This window comes from Desulfotomaculum sp. 1211_IL3151 (assembly GCF_036763075.1).
In the GTDB taxonomy this organism is placed as follows: domain Bacteria; phylum Bacillota; class Desulfotomaculia; order Desulfotomaculales; family Desulfotomaculaceae; genus Desulfotomaculum.
In genome coordinates this window covers 1-15313 of sequence record NZ_JBAIYV010000021.1, presented here as the reverse complement: position 1 = coordinate 15313, position 15313 = coordinate 1, and the positions used below count along the sequence as shown (strand labels likewise).

The following is a 15313-nucleotide window of genomic DNA, read 5'->3' as shown; positions in this document are numbered from 1 at the left end:
GCTCCGCGAGATTTTGGAGCAGGGGTAATTTATTTTAGTAGTTTTCGCAAAGTAGCTCGTAATGGGCCTGTGGGTGGGCACAGGCAGGACATAGTTGAGGTGCTTCCTGACCTTTATGAACATAACCGCAGTTACGGCACTTCCATTTAACTTCGTCATCACGCTTAAATACGGTGCCATTTTCAACGTTCTTGAGCAGGGCCAGGAAACGTTTCTCATGCTCTTCTTCAACTTCTCCGATTTCACGGAATACGTCGGCTATCTCTGCAAAGCCTTCTTCCCGGGCAACCTTTTCAAATTCAAGATACATATTTGTGTATTCATAGTTCTCCCCGGCAGCGGCTTCTTTTAGGTGTGTTTTGGTATCGGTAATACCCTTTAGGAATTTAAAGAGTCTTTTAGCATGTTCCTTCTCGTTATCTGCTGTTTCTAAAAAGATGGCAGCTATTTGCTCGTACCCTTCTTTTTTTGCCACACTGGCCCAATAAGTATATTTGTTACGGGCTTGGCTTTCCCCAGAAAAGGCTTCCTTTAGATTTGCTTCGGTTTTGGTTCCTTTTAAGTTCATTCGATACTCCTCCTTAGATAAAATAAATTTTTTCACGAATCCCTGTCAGGCAGCGGCAGTAAGGTATAGGATTATAGCGGATAGTTAGTTAGGTTGAAAGGCTTGACAATCAGTTAGCAAAATGTCTTTTTAAGAGGCCTTTAAAAGCAGCACCATGGCGTGCTTCATCTTTACACATTTCATGAACCGTATCGTGAATAGCATCATACCCAAGTTGTTTAGCCTTTGTTGCTAAATCTTTTTTGCCTTGACAGGCTCCATGCTCTGCATCAACTCGGGCTTGTAAGTTGGCCTTGGTGTCAGCATCTACCACTTCACCCAATAACTCAGCAAACTTTGCTGCGTGTTCTGCTTCTTCCCAGGCAATTCTTTTATAAGCCTCAGCAACCTCGGGATAACCCTCCCGGTCAGCTTGCCTGCTCATGGCTAAATACATACCTACTTCTGTACATTCCCCCATAAAGTTATCTTTAAGAGCTTGAACTACTTCTGGGTCTAAGCCTTTAGCAACGCCAACTTTGTGTTCATCTGCCCAAACCAATTCCTCATTTTCTTTTTTCTCAACAAACTTATTAGCAGCAGCTCTACATTGTGGACAATTTTCAGGTGCATTTTCTCCGGTATGGATATAACCACATACCATACAAACAAATTTTTTCATTATAATTTTCCCCCTTGTTAATGATTAATCGTATTTTTTATGAAGGCATTTGTTGCAGGTGCCTTTGAAATAAATGTGCTGTTCATTCACCCGATGGATTTCCAGCTCACGCAAATCCAAGCAGGATAAATCAATCCTTATATCGTAGACGTGACCGCACTTTTCACACTTAAAGTGGCCATGGGTTGAAGTATCAGCATCATATCTTGTTTCGTTCTCTTCTATCACCAGCAATTGTACAACGCCTTGTTCTAAGAAAAGCTTTAAGGTATTGTAGACCGTGGTTTTAGAAAGAGTCGGTATTTCTTGAACCAATGCCTTAAAAATAATGTCAACGGTGGGATGATTTTTATGCTGGATAAGGTAATCAAAAATCCTAATCCTTTGATAAGAAGGCTTGATGCCATTTTCTTTTAGGTATTCTTCGATAGATCTCTTTGCAACTTCCATATTACTCATCCCTTTTATGAAGAATTTGTATCATCTTCACTTTTGTAATGATTACAATATTATTATAGTTTCATTTACCTGCTCTGTCAACAGCCTAGTTTAAATTTTTTTGGACGGAGCTTATTTATTGGTTTGTTAAGTATTGGCCTTAATCAATGTTTTGATCCATGACGGATCAGCTCATTCACGTGACAAGGTGACAAGGGGATGGGGATATTGACATAAATGATTGCATGACATAAGCTTGAGAATATTATTGATACGGAGACAGACAGCTTGAGGTTCTATAGCTGGGTAATAACTACAAAAACAAGGTTGAGCATATTGGTGCAAAGCCTTCATTTAAGTGTTGAGGATACCCTGCTGATTTAGTGCGAACCTATAGTGCACATAAAATTCCCGAGGGGTTCGCACCGCGAAATTAGGGATAATTTGTTGGAATATGAAGAAAATAACGGGTTTATTACATGTTTTTTGATAAAAAAGTTTAAAAAAGCAAGAAAAATGTTATCTGGTTGATAATTTTTATTACTTTTTGCTGTCACTCCCTACACGGGAGTGTGGATTGAAATCTTGTACAATCCGCGCGGCTCAATATCCCAACCCCGTCACTCCCTACACGGGAGTGTGGATTGAAATTAATTCGTACATATGTAAAAAATGTGGAACAATAAAGTCACTCCCTACACGGGAGTGTGGATTGAAATTGGCCACCCCGGCGAAGGCCCCACGTTTAGCCATTGTCACTCCCTACACGGGAGTGTGGATTGAAATTAAATCATCAGTATCTTTGCCTATAAGATAATCGTCACTCCCTACACGGGAGTGTGGATTGAAATAAAAGCAGGGTAGGGGAGGGCGAGACATGGCAGCAATGTCACTCCCTACACGGGAGTGTGGATTGAAATTAAGGATTTTGATACATCGCCTGATAAGTATTAGTCACTCCCTACACGGGAGTGTGGATTGAAATTTCAATTTCTGGCACTGCGATATAATTCCATTTTAGTCACTCCCTACACGGGAGTGTGGATTGAAATATACTTCCATGGCCTTTTAAAACCATGTCTAAATGGTCACTCCCTACACGGGAGTGTGGATTGAAATTAGTATTGCCACAAAAAATCGTTGCATATACTGAAGTCACTCCCTACACGGGAGTGTGGATTGAAATTACAGTGTTTGTAGCTACGATTCCAGCAATGTCTGTCACTCCCTACACGGGAGTGTGGATTGAAATATCGATGGAGAGTTATGCGTTATAAGATATCACCTGTCACTCCCTACACGGGAGTGTGGATTGAAATTTTATTGCGTTATTGAGCATGCGCTTGTCCACTATGTCACTCCCTACACGGGAGTGTGGATTGAAATAGTTGAAGAACTGGCTTTGTATTTCGCATAATCGGGTCACTCCCTACACGGGAGTGTGGATTGAAATCGGTAGATCCTCAAAAGCTGTAAGGTCAATCACCGTCACTCCCTACACGGGAGTGTGGATTGAAATCTCTGAACCATTTTGGGGCTCATCCTGTGACTTTTGTCACTCCCTACACGGGAGTGTGGATTGAAATTAGACCTTATAAACGCTGCTAAGGCCGATTTAAAGGTCACTCCCTACACGGGAGTGTGGATTGAAATCACTCAGGATAGACATACGCTTGCCCGATACCTGGTCACTCCCTACAAGGGAGTGTGGATTGAAATAACTATGGTCATAAAGTCATTCGGTAAGGTTAAGTCACTCCCTACAAGGGAGTGTGGATTGAAATCAAATGGTCGGATATGGGTTGTGTGGCATGGCCAGTCACTCCCTACAAGGGAGTGTGGATTGAAATCAAAAGCTCTTTTAAATTGATAGCCCCTAGTCGAGTCACTCCCTACAAGGGAGTGTGGATTGAAATAACAGTGTTGGGATCAGCAACCAAAAGAGTTAGAGCGTCACTCCCTACAAGGGAGTGTGGATTGAAATCCTATATTTTCCGGGCATATCCCAACAATTTTAGAGTCACTCCCTACAAGGGAGTGTGGATTGAAATACGTTCAACCTCCCGGAAAACCTCACCGTTTACAAGTCACTCCCTACAATCAAGCATGCAAGTTGCCAAATAGCTAGGGCATGTCTAGAAAGGGTGATTTACGATCTCATCGGTATTAAACATCGAAAACCAACAAAGAGAAGAAAAAATCACAAAACAAAAGAGATATAGACCAAGCTATGAATTCAGTCAACTATATTTGTTTGGTGTGTAATGAGACAGAGAAAATACCATTAACGATTGTTAGGGACCTTGACTCAATTAATCTGCGAAAAAATGGCCATTTTCTACCTTAATAGTTTGGGAATCTACAGCTGATATTGTGAAAAAAATATGAAAGATAAGCCAATTTAACCGTTACTTATCTTGGATAGTGAACAAGTGAAATGCCATCCTTGCCATTGATATGGGCAATTCATAAACAACAACGCCAATGACGGAGGAGAATGGTTCAACCTGCATTCAGTTTGAGCCATTCTTTTTTATTAAAATTGTTAAATGTTCTCAGATATGGTACCGCTTACAATAAAATGGTAGAATAAAGTCAAAATATTATAATATTTGTAATTCAAAAAAGAGAATTATGTCGGTAGCTCTTGTCTATTACATTCGCAAAGGAGGGAGTCAATGCTTTGTGCACATATTAACCCAACAACATCCGAAGAGCAAAGTGTTAAAATGCATCTGGAGAATGTGGCTGAATTGACCAAGGAGTTTTGCTCGAAGATTTCCCTGGGTGCGACAGGAGAATTAATCGGTATTCTCCACGATATGGGCAAAGGAACCGGTAAATTTGATGCCTACATTCGTTATAGTGCCAAGTGTTCGGAGGATAAATCTCTTAAGGGGACAATCAATCACTCAACTGCCGGTGCCAAGTATATCTACGATACCTTTTATAACACAACGGACAAAATCCAAAGATTTACAGCCCAATTGATTGCCTTGGCTGTTTGTTCCCATCATGGAGGCCTGATTGATTGTTTAGATCTTGACGGCATGGATAAATTCACGAGGAAAATGCAGCCGGAAAAAGAGATACACTATGATGAGGCATTAAATCATTTTACTGAAGAATGTTTGGCAGAGGCTCAGATCAAGGAACTGTTTGAAAAAGCAGCAGCAGAGGTGAAGAATACACTCAATCGCATTTGTGAGTTGGAAAAATTACCGAAGTCCCGCTGGTTTGCTTATGGAGTTCTTACAAAATATCTTTTCAGTTGTCTAATTGATGCAGACCGGTATGATACCTATTTATTTATGGAGAATAAGGAAAGAAAAGAGACACTTGATAAGTCCGCATTATGGGGGGAACTTGCTGATATTCTCGAAGAGAAACTAAAGGATTACCCGCAGGAAAGTAAGATCGATTGCCTTAGGGCGGACATTTCCTTAGCCTGCAGGGATTTTGCTCGGAACGGATCAGGTATCTATCAGCTTGCGGTCCCTACCGGAGGTGGGAAAACTCTTTCCAGCCTGCGTTATGCCTTGAATCATGCCAAAGCCTTTAATAAGGATAGGATTTTTTTTATCATCCCATTTACGACTATCATTGACCAAAACGCCGGAGAAATAAAGGATATTTTAGGACATGAGGAGATGATCTTAGAGCATCATTCCAACTTGATTGTCGAGGATGATGCCTGGGCGGATGAAGAAGAAACGGAAAACTACAAGCTGTTGACGGAACGGTGGGACAGTCCGATCGTTTTCACTACCATGGTTCAATTTCTTAATACCTTATTTAAGGGCGGGACTCAGGATGTTAGGAGGTTCCATCATCTGGCTGATTCCGTGATCATTTTTGATGAGATTCAAGCCATTCCTATTAGATGCATCCATATGTTCAACACAGCTCTTAATTTCTTAGCTTATATTTGTGGGGCTACGGTGATCTTGTGCACGGCTACGCAGCCTCTTTTAGAAACCACAAAGATTCCTTTGCAATTAAACGAAAATCCCAACATCATTCCCGATGTTCATGAGAAATTCAAACAGTTTAAACGAGTGAATCTGATTCCTAAGTTGGTGATGGGAGGCTATAGTACTCCCGCTCTCAAAGATTTTATACTGGACAGAATGGATCAGGTACAAAGTGTGTTGGTGATTTTAAATACTAAGAATTCAGCCAGAGAAGTCTTTAAAGAGTTAAAGACGGCAAATTCCGGTCTCCTCGAAGAGAAAAAATGTAAGGTTTTTCATCTGAGTACCAATATGTGCCCGGCCCACAGGATAAAGGTTTTAGAGACCATGAAAAAGCAATTAGGACATGGGAGGGTGATCTGCGTCAGTACTCAACTTATTGAAGCAGGGATAAATATCTCCTTTGAGTGTGTGATCCGTTCCTTGGCTGGTTTGGACAATATTGCTCAGGCGGCAGGACGGTGTAACCGGCATGGCAAGAGCGAACGGGGTAATGTTTATATCGTGAATCTAGAGGGGGAAGACGTGAGCAAGCTTGCGGATATCCAAAAAGGCCAGGAGTGCACGGAAAGAGTCCTGCGGGATTTTGCGGAGAATCCGGAAAGCTTCGATCAGGAACTTCTATCTCCCCAAGTCATGGCAAGATATTATAAATACTACTTCTACGAACGAAGAACGCAAATGAATTATACGTTGGCAAAGCGGAAGCCAGCTAGAACTTTGTATGATGTACTGGCCGACAATAGGGAGGCGGCGGTGGCATTTAACAGCCGCAAGGGCAGTCCATCTGACTTAATGCTGAAGCAGGCCTTTAAGACAGCAGGCGAGGAATTCCAAGCTATTGATGAAAATACGACAGGTATTCTCGTTCCTTATAAAGAGGGTAAGGATCTGATAACCTCGATCAACGGTACCTGTACTTTGGGAGAGTTAAAAGGCTACCTGAAAAAGGCCCAGCACTATTCTGTAAATCTATATGAAACAGATAGGAGAAGATTAGAGAAAATGGGGGCGCTAGTTTGGCTGAAGGATAAAACCATCCTTGCTCTGCGGGAGGAGTTTTATGATGAGGAGGTGGGGATAAGTTTTGATAAAAAAACTATGGATTTTTGTGGTATTTAAGGGGGACGAAGTTTAATGGAGAGAGAGAACCGGGTTGAGTTCAAGGTCAGCGGGCGTTATGCCCTTTTCAGCGATCCCATCAACCGAGTGGGAGGGGAAAAAATATCCTATCAAGTGCCGACTTACCAAGCACTTAAGGGGATATTGGAAAGTGTCTATTGGAAACCTACCTTAATTTGGATTATTGACGAAGTACGGGTTATGAAGCCGATTAGAACACAATCGCAAGGGATTAGGCCAATTAATTTCAGTGGCGGAAATACCTTATCCATCTATACTTATTTAACCGATGTGGAGTATCAAGTGAAAGCCCATTTCGAATGGAATCTGAATCGCCCTAACCTGGAACAGGATAGAAATGAGAACAAGCATTATATTATAGCCAACCGCATGATCAAATGCGGGGGGAGACGGGATGTTTTTTTAGGAACAAGGGAGTGTCAGGGCTATGTGGAGCCTTGTCGGTTCGGGGAGGGAGAGGGTGCTTATGATGATTACGGCACTATTTCCTTTGGACTGATGTTTCATGGTTTCGATTATCCGGATGAAACAGGTAAGAACAAACTAGTAGCTAGGCTTTGGAAAACAGAGATGAGCAATGGCTACATCAAATTTATAAGGCCGGAAGAATGTGCTGTGAAGCGGGAGCTTTCCGCCATGAGGCCTAAAGTATTTGACAACACGAATTTTTGCGAAGTTGAGGAGCTGTAAGGAGGAAACGTATTGGGCTGGATTCATAAATTGTATGATACCTATGAAAATTGTAAAAGTGAAGTCGGTGCTGCAAGTCCTGATGAGCAGGCGATCCCCCTTCTTCCCATGGCCCATTCCACCCAGAATGCTCAAATCGAAGTAATCCTCAGCAGAGACGGCGATTTTATCAGTGCCAGGGAGTTGAAGAAGGAAGAGGCGATGACGATTATTCCGGTCACGGAGGACTCTGCTACGAGAAGCAGTGGGATAGCACCTCACCCCCTCTGCGATAAACTTCAATATCTGGCGGGAGATTATACCGACTATGTAAAGAAGAAAAATGGTGGGAATTTTCACATACAATACATAGAACAACTTGAGGGTTGGTGCAGCTCTGAGTATAGCCATAGTAAGGTTTGGGCTGTCCTCACTTATTTAAAAAAAGATACTTTAGTCGGGGATTTGATCCGGCAGAAAGTCCTGGTCTGTGATGAAGAAGGGCTCCTGGCTAAAGATGTAAAGATGGGGGCCGGCGACCAAAGTGATGCCTTTATTCGGTTTCGGGTGGAAACGAGCGGGGAGGAGGAATCAGCGATTTGGCTTGATCCTCAGGTATATGAGAGCCACGTCCGCTATTACCTCAGCATCCAAAAAGAGGTTACTCTTTGCTATGTCAGGGGAGAAGCTATTCCCTGCTCTGATAAACATCCTGCCAAAGTCAGAAATACAGGGGATAAGGCCAAGCTGATTTCAGCCAATGATAGCGTCGGGTTTACTTACCGGGGACGCTTTGGAGATAAAAACCAGGTAGTGCAGGTGGGTTATGAAACCACCCAAAAAGCCCATAACGCTTTGCGCTGGCTGATTGAAAAGCAGGGGTATAGAAACGGTGATCAGGTAGTAGTGGCCTGGGGGACGAAAAATGAGTCCTTGCCCCCTTTTCTAAACGATACTGAAGATATATTGGCGGAAGAAGCACCGGCATTTTCAACTGAGCAGGATTTTGCCCGGAGACTAAATAAGGCTATCGCAGGTTATGGCTGTGATTTGGATACTATGGCGGAAATTGTGATTATGGGATTGGACGCCGCCACTGTGGGACGGTTAGCTATCACATATTACCGGGAACTGGACGGTTGGGATTTTCTAAACAGGATTAAAGCCTGGCATAGCACTTGCATCTGGAAACATACTTATAAAAAGGTCTCGGATGGGGTCAATGAAAAAGGGAAACCAAATTTTAAATTTATTACTTTTATCGGTGCTCCGGCCCCTAAAGATATAACTTGGGCGGTGTATGGCGATAAAGTTAGCGATAAGTTGAAAAAAGCAACGGTTGAGAGGCTGCTGCCGTGTATTATTGATGCTGCTCATCTGCCTTATGATCTGGTCAACTCAGCGGTTAACCGGGTGTCCAATCCCATTGGTATGGAAAAGTGGGAATGGGAGAAAGCCTTGACTATCACATGCGCTCTGATTAGAAAATATCGCTATGATAAATCCGGTAAGAAGGAGGTATGGGAGATGTCCCTTGATGAAAACCAGAAGGACAGGAGTTACCTTTTCGGCAGGCTTTTAGCCATTGCCCAGCAAATTGAAGAGTATGCCTTGTATACCACAGGGGAAAGAAGAGCGACCAATGCCGAACGCTTAATGCATCAATTTAAGCTCCGCCCCTACAAAACTTGGGGGATTATTAACGATAAACTCGGACCCTATATGGAAAGATTAGGTGCCAAAGGGGCCAATCTAACTGAACGGATGACAAGAGTCAATGCCATGCTGTCCTTTGAGGATTTTACCAGTTCGGAACAATTGAAAGACAGTTATATTTTGGGATATTACTGTCAAAGGGAAGTTTTTCTGGATGAGAAAAAACAACGCATGGAAGAAAAACAAAAGAAAAAGTTAGCTCTATCGTAAAAAAGGAAGGGGAGAATTAAGGTGAGTAATTTTCTTAACAAAGTAGATTTTGCAGTAATTCTTTTAGTAAAAAATGCTAATCCCAACGGAGATCCTCTCAATGGCAACCGCCCCCGAGAAAATTATGAGGGGTTTGGGGAAATTTCCGATGTCTGCATTAAACGCAAGATCCGCAATCGTTTACAGGACCTGGGTCAGGAGATTTTTGTCCAGTCCGATGAACGGCGGACCGATGGATTTAGAAGCTTGAAAGACCGGGCAGATGGTTGTGCCGAGCTTAAAAAGGCGGGCAAGGACAAAGAGCAATATGCAGCCATATCCTGCCATAAATGGATTGATGTTCGGAGTTTTGGGCAGGTGTTTGCCTTTAAGAAGGCAAACGATGATAATGCTGTTTCCATTGGTATCAGAGGTCCGGTTTCCATTCACTCTGCGGTCAGTGTGACACCTATTGAGATCTCCAGTATCCAAATAACTAAAAGCGTTAACGGAGAGACAGGGAAAGATCCCGATAAGAAAAGTCCTGATACTATGGGGATGAAGCACCGGGTTGATTTTGGGGTGTATGTGTTCTATGGCAGTATCAATACCCAGCTTGCCGCTAAAACAGGTTTCAGTGAAGAAGACAGAGAGTTGCTTAAAAAAGCCTTGATCACTCTTTTCGAGAATGATTGCTCTTCCGCTCGGCCCGACGGCAGCATGGAAATTTGCAAAGTATATTGGTGGAAACATAACTCCCAATCCGGACAGTATTCTTCCGCCAAGGTTCACCGAAGTTTGAAGGTTGTGCCTACCAGGGACAATCCCAAAAGCATTGAAGATTTCAAGATCTCTCACGAAGAGTTGGCCGGATTGTCTCCGGAAATTTACGATGGGATATAGAGATGGAATACCAAGAAGAGGAGTTTTTGCTCTTATCCGGAATCCAGCACTACGTGTTTTGCAAACGTCAATGGGCTTTAATCCATATTGAGCAGCAATGGCAAGAGAATTTGCACACCATTGAAGCGGAATTCTGCACGAGAAAACCCATGACAATACCATCAAGGAAAAGCGGGGAGATCTGATCATCTCCCGGGGTATGGGGATTTTTTCTCGTACCCTAGGGATCACCGGAGCATGTGATGTGGTGGAATTTCATAAGTCCCGGGAAGGAGTCACCCTCTACGGCCGAGAGGGAAGTTATCAGTCGGTTCCTGTGGAATATAAGCGTGGCAAGCCTAAGCAGGACAATGCGGATGTGTTGCAATTATGTGCTCAAGCCATGTGCTTGGAAGCGATGCTCTTGTGCAGCATATCGGAAGGATTTTTGTATTATGGGGAACCTAACGCAGGTTTAAAGTTGCTTTGGATAAGGAAATCCGAGAGGAAGTCAAGCGGATTTGTAAAGAAATGCATGAACTATATGATAAGAGACATACCCCTAAGGTTAAAACAACGAAGGCTTGCAAATCCTGTTCCCTTAGCGAACTTTGTCTGCCAAAGCTTTGTAAAAATCCATCTGCCATGAACTATATGAAGAAGAATATTTCGGAGATCGAGGTTGATCAATAAGAAAATTATTAAATACTCTCTATGTGACTTCCCCCAATACTTATTTATCCCTTGATGGAGAAAATATTGTGATTTTGAAGGATGATGTGGAAGCACTGAGAGTCCCCCTGTATGATGTTAATACTCAAACAGCAGCAGGAAGAAAGCGGTTGCGTCAAGTTGCGAAGCAATGTGTGAACTATGGACAGCGTGTTCAAAATTCGGTTTTTGAATGCATACTGGATGCGGCAAAATTTCGTGAAGTCCGGCATAAGCTTGAGAAGATTATTGATACGGAAACAGACAGCCTGAGGTTCTATATGTTAGGTAATAACTACAGAAACAAGGTTGAGCATATTGGTGCGAAGTCTTCATTTAATGTTGAGGATACCCTGCTGATTTAGTGCGAACCTATAGTGCACATAAAATTCCCGAGGGGTTCGCACCGCGAAATTAGGGATAATTTGTTGGAATATGAAGAAAATAACGGGTTTGTTACATGTTTTTTGATAAAAAAGTTTAAAAAAGCAAGAAAAATGTTATTTGGTTGATAATTTTTATTACTTTTTGCTGTCACTCCCTACACGGGAGTGTGGATTGAAATAAAAAGTACAAAATTATTATAATTCCATAGGTGGAGGTCACTCCCTACACGGGAGTGTGGATTGAAATAAAATGACAGGGTTCAATTAGTGGAATAAATAGGTCACTCCCTACACGGGAGTGTGGATTGAAATTAGCCCTATTGTGTGTTATATCAACAAAACGGATGTCACTCCCTACACGGGAGTGTGGATTGAAATGGTAAGATCGGTGAAATTAGCAAGATACTTTATCCGTCACTCCCTACACGGGAGTGTGGATTGAAATATAACAGACGATTCCAAAGAAAATCTAAAAAGATGTCACTCCCTACACGGGAGTGTGGATTGAAATACTCCCTGGTCAGGTGATCCGTATAGCGCAGATGATGTCACTCCCTACACGGGAGTGTGGATTGAAATATCCCTGGTGAGCGTAGCGGCCATGTGGTTTACGTCACTCCCTACACGGGAGTGTGGATTGAAATCTTCTAGTTGCATTATCTCAAACACTAAATCTGTCACTCCCTACACGGGAGTGTGGATTGAAATCTTATCAGAAAAAGAGATACCTGCAGCAACTAATCGTCACTCCCTACACGGGAGTGTGGATTGAAATAGTTTCAATAATCCATAGTTTGTCTCCCGAATCAGTCACTCCCTACACGGGAGTGTGGATTGAAATCAGTAACAATGTTTGTTATCACAATTCATTCTTTGTCACTCCCTACACGGGAGTGTGGATTGAAATTTAACTCAAAAGACTTCGGGACACCTCAGAACCGGTCACTCCCTACACGGGAGTGTGGATTGAAATTGGCTACGACATAGAAGGGCAGCCGCTAAGTAAAGTCACTCCTTACACGGGAGTGTGGATTGAAATGTGCAGGTTAAGGCAGAAAAGCCGGAGCCGAAGCGTCACTCCCTACACGGGAGTGTGGATTGAAATTTTTTCTAGTGTTATTATTTACTTACGGATTTTTTGGTCACTCCCTACACGGGAGTGTGGATTGAAATAATTAGTTGGGTTTGATCCTGAATTGTTACGGCTCGTCACTCCCTACACGGGAGTGTGGATTGAAATATTCTCTGGCAGCTGGCTTTTACAGCACCGTTGAGTCACTCCCTACACGGGAGTGTGGATTGAAATTCACTGCTTGGCCCTGGGTGGGCAAAACTTATTTCGTCACTCCCTACACGGGAGTGTGGATTGAAATGTGCTCGCCCAACTTTATATTTAAAATCTGGTCTGTCACTCCCTACACGGGAGTGTGGATTGAAATCAATCTGAATTTGGTCACCCGTGGCCATGCACCCGTCACTCCCTACACGGGAGTGTGGATTGAAATTGGCGTACAGCCATTATTTATCACTCTCCTTAGTTGTCACTCCCTACACGGGAGTGTGGATTGAAATACTGTTATTAAAAATGATGACCTTAAGAAATACGTCACTCCCTACACGGGAGTGTGGATTGAAATAAATGAGCCATATAATAACCCCCTTATATTTTAGTCACTCCCTACACGGGAGTGTGGATTGAAATTTCAACTCGCCCTAATTCCGCCAAATTACCACCTGTCACTCCCTACACGGGAGTGTGGATTGAAATCCTGTTGCATAACATTTCCTAGCACCAATTTGTAGTCACTCCCTACACGGGAGTGTGGATTGAAATAGTACATCAAGCCAGTTGACAGACTAATTGATGAGAGTCACTCCCTACACGGGAGTGTGGATTGAAATATGATCGTAGGTCACTTGGCAGCACCTCCTGCATGGTCACTCCCTACACGGGAATGTGGATTGAAATGTTATCCAAGCAGCGTAGGTAAACATGCATTTTGTAGTCACTCCCTACACGGGAGTGTGGATTGAAATTTCCAGGCTGCATTCGGAATAACTGCTGGTATTGGTCACTCCCTACACGGGAGTGTGGATTGAAATCCCTTTATATAGTTTAACGACTTGCCAAGCCCCTGTCACTCCCTACACGGGAGTGTGGATTGAAATTCGTTCTCTTTTTGCCATTTGGCTATGAAGTAGGTCACTCCCTACAAGGGAGTGTGAATTGAAGTTGTTGTTGCTCTTGAAAACCTACTTCGGTACAATTCCCCCATAAAGTTATCTTTAAGAGCTTGACTTACTTCTGGGTCTAAGCCTTTAGCAACGCCAACTTTGTGTTCATCTGCCCAAACTAATTCCTCATTTTCTTTTAGGTATTCTTCGATAGATTTCTTCCATATTACTCATCCCTTTTATAAATAATTTGCATTAGCTTCATTTTCGCAACCTGTCTATTTATTGGTTTGTTAAGTACTGGCCTTAACCAATGTTTTGACCCACGGCCGATCAGCTTCATTCAATGCATCGATTTAGAGCAGCCCATATTCATCTGTTTTTTTTGTAAGTTATAGGATAATTTTGTAATAAAGTAAAGGTTGACCATTGGGGCAAAATCCATTAAAATATAATCAATCAGTGAAAATGATAATCATTATCGGTTGATCCATCTGGTAAAAAAGGTCGTTGGTATGTTTGTATGGAAAATGCCGTCGAAACGGTTTTGTTGTTAAAAGGTAATTACCTATATTATTTTAAGAGGAGATGAAATGATGATAGCGCAGCCAACCATATGCAAACCCCTTCCAAATCAAAGAGAAACCGGCAACCTAAAACAAAAATGGGGCAATGAGGCTAGTTTTCGTTGTCCTCTGATCGGACAAGTTATAAAAGGTTACCGCAGGGAGGTGTGCTAGGTTGAAAGAATTAACACCAAAACAAATCACAGCCTGGCAACTCTGTTTTACCCATAAAACGAACAACCTGAGTATGGTGGACATAGCGAAGCAGGTAGATGTTCACGTTAGTACCCTGAGACGATGGAAACAAACGTACGCCTGGAAGTCCTATCAATCACAAGTAGAGCAAATAGAAGGGACTCATTTAGACACAACTTCCTGTAACGCCCCCAGTGAACAGGCAAAGCAGAAATTACAACAGGAAAATGAAGAATTAAAAGCGATTTTGGACACCTTTGATGAAGATTTGCAAGCCTATGAAGCCAAGATTAATGCTCTGGAGGAAGAGAACCTTAATTTACTAATTAAAATTGATGAGTTACAGAACCGATTAAGAGAACAAAATTATCAATATTACAACCACTGTAACTGCGAGAAAAAAGAAACGGAAACCTGTGATCAGAACTGCTGCAACTTTGATTTTTGTGCTAAAAGGGTTTTAATTGTTGGTGGGATAACCAAATTTAAAACCTTTTATAAAAATCTAATTGAACAAAAGGGTGGGGAGTTTGATTATTCCGATGGTTACATGAAGGGTGGGGAAAGGGCACTGGATTGTAAAATAAAGAGGTGTGACATCGTGCTATGCCCAGTGGACTGTAACAGCCATAACGCCTGTTTAAGTGTAAAGAAACTGTGTAAGAAGCATGGCAAACCCTTTAAAATGTTAATGTCCTCCAGTGTATCTGGCATATCGGAAGCCATTCGTTAGCACCAACAACCACCGTGCCGAATAGATTAGAACCGGCATGGAACGAAATCTCTTCTTTTTAAATTGTAGTGGAATGGCAGTCACCTTTTCAAAGGTGTTTTTTCTTTGGCTTGGACCCAGCGTTTATGGTATTGGTTCTCCAGGAGTAGGGGCAATGTTAAAGGGGCTGTCGCAGTAAGACAGCTTGGAAAGCAACAAAAGACGGCGACTGGCAAATGCCAGAAGCCGTCTTTTGTTGTAAAATATAGTTGTGAACAAAACTTTACAACCAGATTATACATTAACCGGGAATGTATATCAACTGGTA

General features: G+C 42.4%; 9 protein-coding genes, 3 pseudogenes and 2 CRISPR repeat arrays. Of the genes and pseudogenes, 8 read left to right on the top strand and 4 right to left on the bottom strand.

Annotated features, from left to right (window positions below):
* Positions 1-34 precede the first annotated feature (34 nt).
* From rbr to V6C11_RS03340, 3 genes are all read right to left on the bottom strand, one after another.
* Positions 35-568, bottom strand: coding sequence for a rubrerythrin (gene rbr, locus V6C11_RS03350; RefSeq protein ID WP_333529662.1), 534 nt, complete (start codon positions 566-568; stop codon positions 35-37).
* Positions 569-677: 109 nt separating this feature from the next.
* Positions 678-1229: an NADH peroxidase gene (locus V6C11_RS03345; RefSeq protein ID WP_333529661.1), complete on the bottom strand. Its 552-nt coding sequence runs from the start codon at positions 1227-1229 to the stop codon at positions 678-680.
* A gap of 24 nt (positions 1230-1253) precedes the next feature.
* Positions 1254-1679, bottom strand: a complete 426-nt coding sequence (locus V6C11_RS03340; RefSeq protein WP_333529660.1) for a Fur family transcriptional regulator — start codon at positions 1677-1679, stop codon at positions 1254-1256.
* A 237-nt stretch (positions 1680-1916) separates the two neighbouring features.
* Here V6C11_RS03340 and V6C11_RS03335 point away from each other — a divergent pair.
* From V6C11_RS03335 to cas2, 7 genes and pseudogenes are all read left to right on the top strand, one after another.
* Positions 1917-2051: pseudogene (locus tag V6C11_RS03335) on the top strand (CRISPR-associated endonuclease Cas2); the annotation flags it as partial.
* 168 nt (positions 2052-2219) lie between these two features.
* A CRISPR array of direct repeats spans positions 2220-3718; the repeat unit is 32 nt; unit sequence GTCACTCCCTACACGGGAGTGTGGATTGAAAT.
* A gap of 627 nt (positions 3719-4345) precedes the next feature.
* On the top strand, positions 4346-6763 hold the full coding sequence (cas3, locus tag V6C11_RS03330; protein ID WP_333529659.1) for a CRISPR-associated helicase Cas3': 2418 nt from the start codon (positions 4346-4348) through the stop codon (positions 6761-6763).
* A gap of 15 nt (positions 6764-6778) precedes the next feature.
* Complete coding sequence (cas5c, locus tag V6C11_RS03325; RefSeq protein WP_333529658.1) at positions 6779-7474, top strand: type I-C CRISPR-associated protein Cas5c; 696 nt, start codon at positions 6779-6781, stop codon at positions 7472-7474.
* A gap of 12 nt (positions 7475-7486) precedes the next feature.
* Positions 7487-9379 carry a type I-C CRISPR-associated protein Cas8c/Csd1 gene (gene cas8c / locus V6C11_RS03320; RefSeq protein ID WP_333529657.1) on the top strand — a complete coding sequence of 631 codons (1893 nt, stop codon included), beginning with the start codon at positions 7487-7489 and terminating at the stop codon, positions 9377-9379.
* 21 nt (positions 9380-9400) lie between these two features.
* Positions 9401-10261 (top strand): type I-C CRISPR-associated protein Cas7/Csd2, encoded by an 861-nt coding sequence (cas7c, locus tag V6C11_RS03315; RefSeq protein ID WP_333529656.1) that lies wholly within the window; start codon positions 9401-9403, stop codon positions 10259-10261.
* A gap of 2 nt (positions 10262-10263) precedes the next feature.
* Positions 10264-10933, top strand: a pseudogene (cas4, locus tag V6C11_RS03310) (CRISPR-associated protein Cas4).
* 68 nt (positions 10934-11001) lie between these two features.
* Positions 11002-11316, top strand: a complete 315-nt coding sequence (gene cas2 / locus V6C11_RS03300) for a CRISPR-associated endonuclease Cas2 (protein ID WP_442886021.1) — start codon at positions 11002-11004, stop codon at positions 11314-11316.
* A gap of 168 nt (positions 11317-11484) precedes the next feature.
* A CRISPR array of direct repeats spans positions 11485-13571; the repeat unit is 32 nt; unit sequence GTCACTCCCTACACGGGAGTGTGGATTGAAAT.
* A gap of 17 nt (positions 13572-13588) precedes the next feature.
* Here cas2 and V6C11_RS03295 read toward each other — a convergent pair.
* Positions 13589-13700, bottom strand: a pseudogene (locus V6C11_RS03295) (NADH peroxidase); the annotation flags it as partial.
* A gap of 553 nt (positions 13701-14253) precedes the next feature.
* Here V6C11_RS03295 and V6C11_RS03290 point away from each other — a divergent pair.
* Positions 14254-15006, top strand: a complete 753-nt coding sequence (locus V6C11_RS03290) for a DUF2325 domain-containing protein (protein ID WP_333529655.1) — start codon at positions 14254-14256, stop codon at positions 15004-15006.
* Positions 15007-15313: the final 307 nt, after the last annotated feature.

Bases quoted from the DNA above. Each gene is read 5' to 3' on its own strand.
- rbr (WP_333529662.1), bottom strand. From the start codon at position 568: ATGAACTTAAAAGGAACCAAAACCGAAGCAAATCTAAAGGAAGCCTTT.
- V6C11_RS03345 (WP_333529661.1), bottom strand. From the start codon at position 1,229: ATGAAAAAATTTGTTTGTATGGTATGTGGTTATATCCATACCGGAGAA.
- V6C11_RS03340 (WP_333529660.1), bottom strand. From the start codon at position 1,679: ATGGAAGTTGCAAAGAGATCTATCGAAGAATACCTAAAAGAAAATGGC.
- cas3 (WP_333529659.1), top strand. From the start codon at position 4,346: ATGCTTTGTGCACATATTAACCCAACAACATCCGAAGAGCAAAGTGTT.
- cas5c (WP_333529658.1), top strand. From the start codon at position 6,779: ATGGAGAGAGAGAACCGGGTTGAGTTCAAGGTCAGCGGGCGTTATGCC.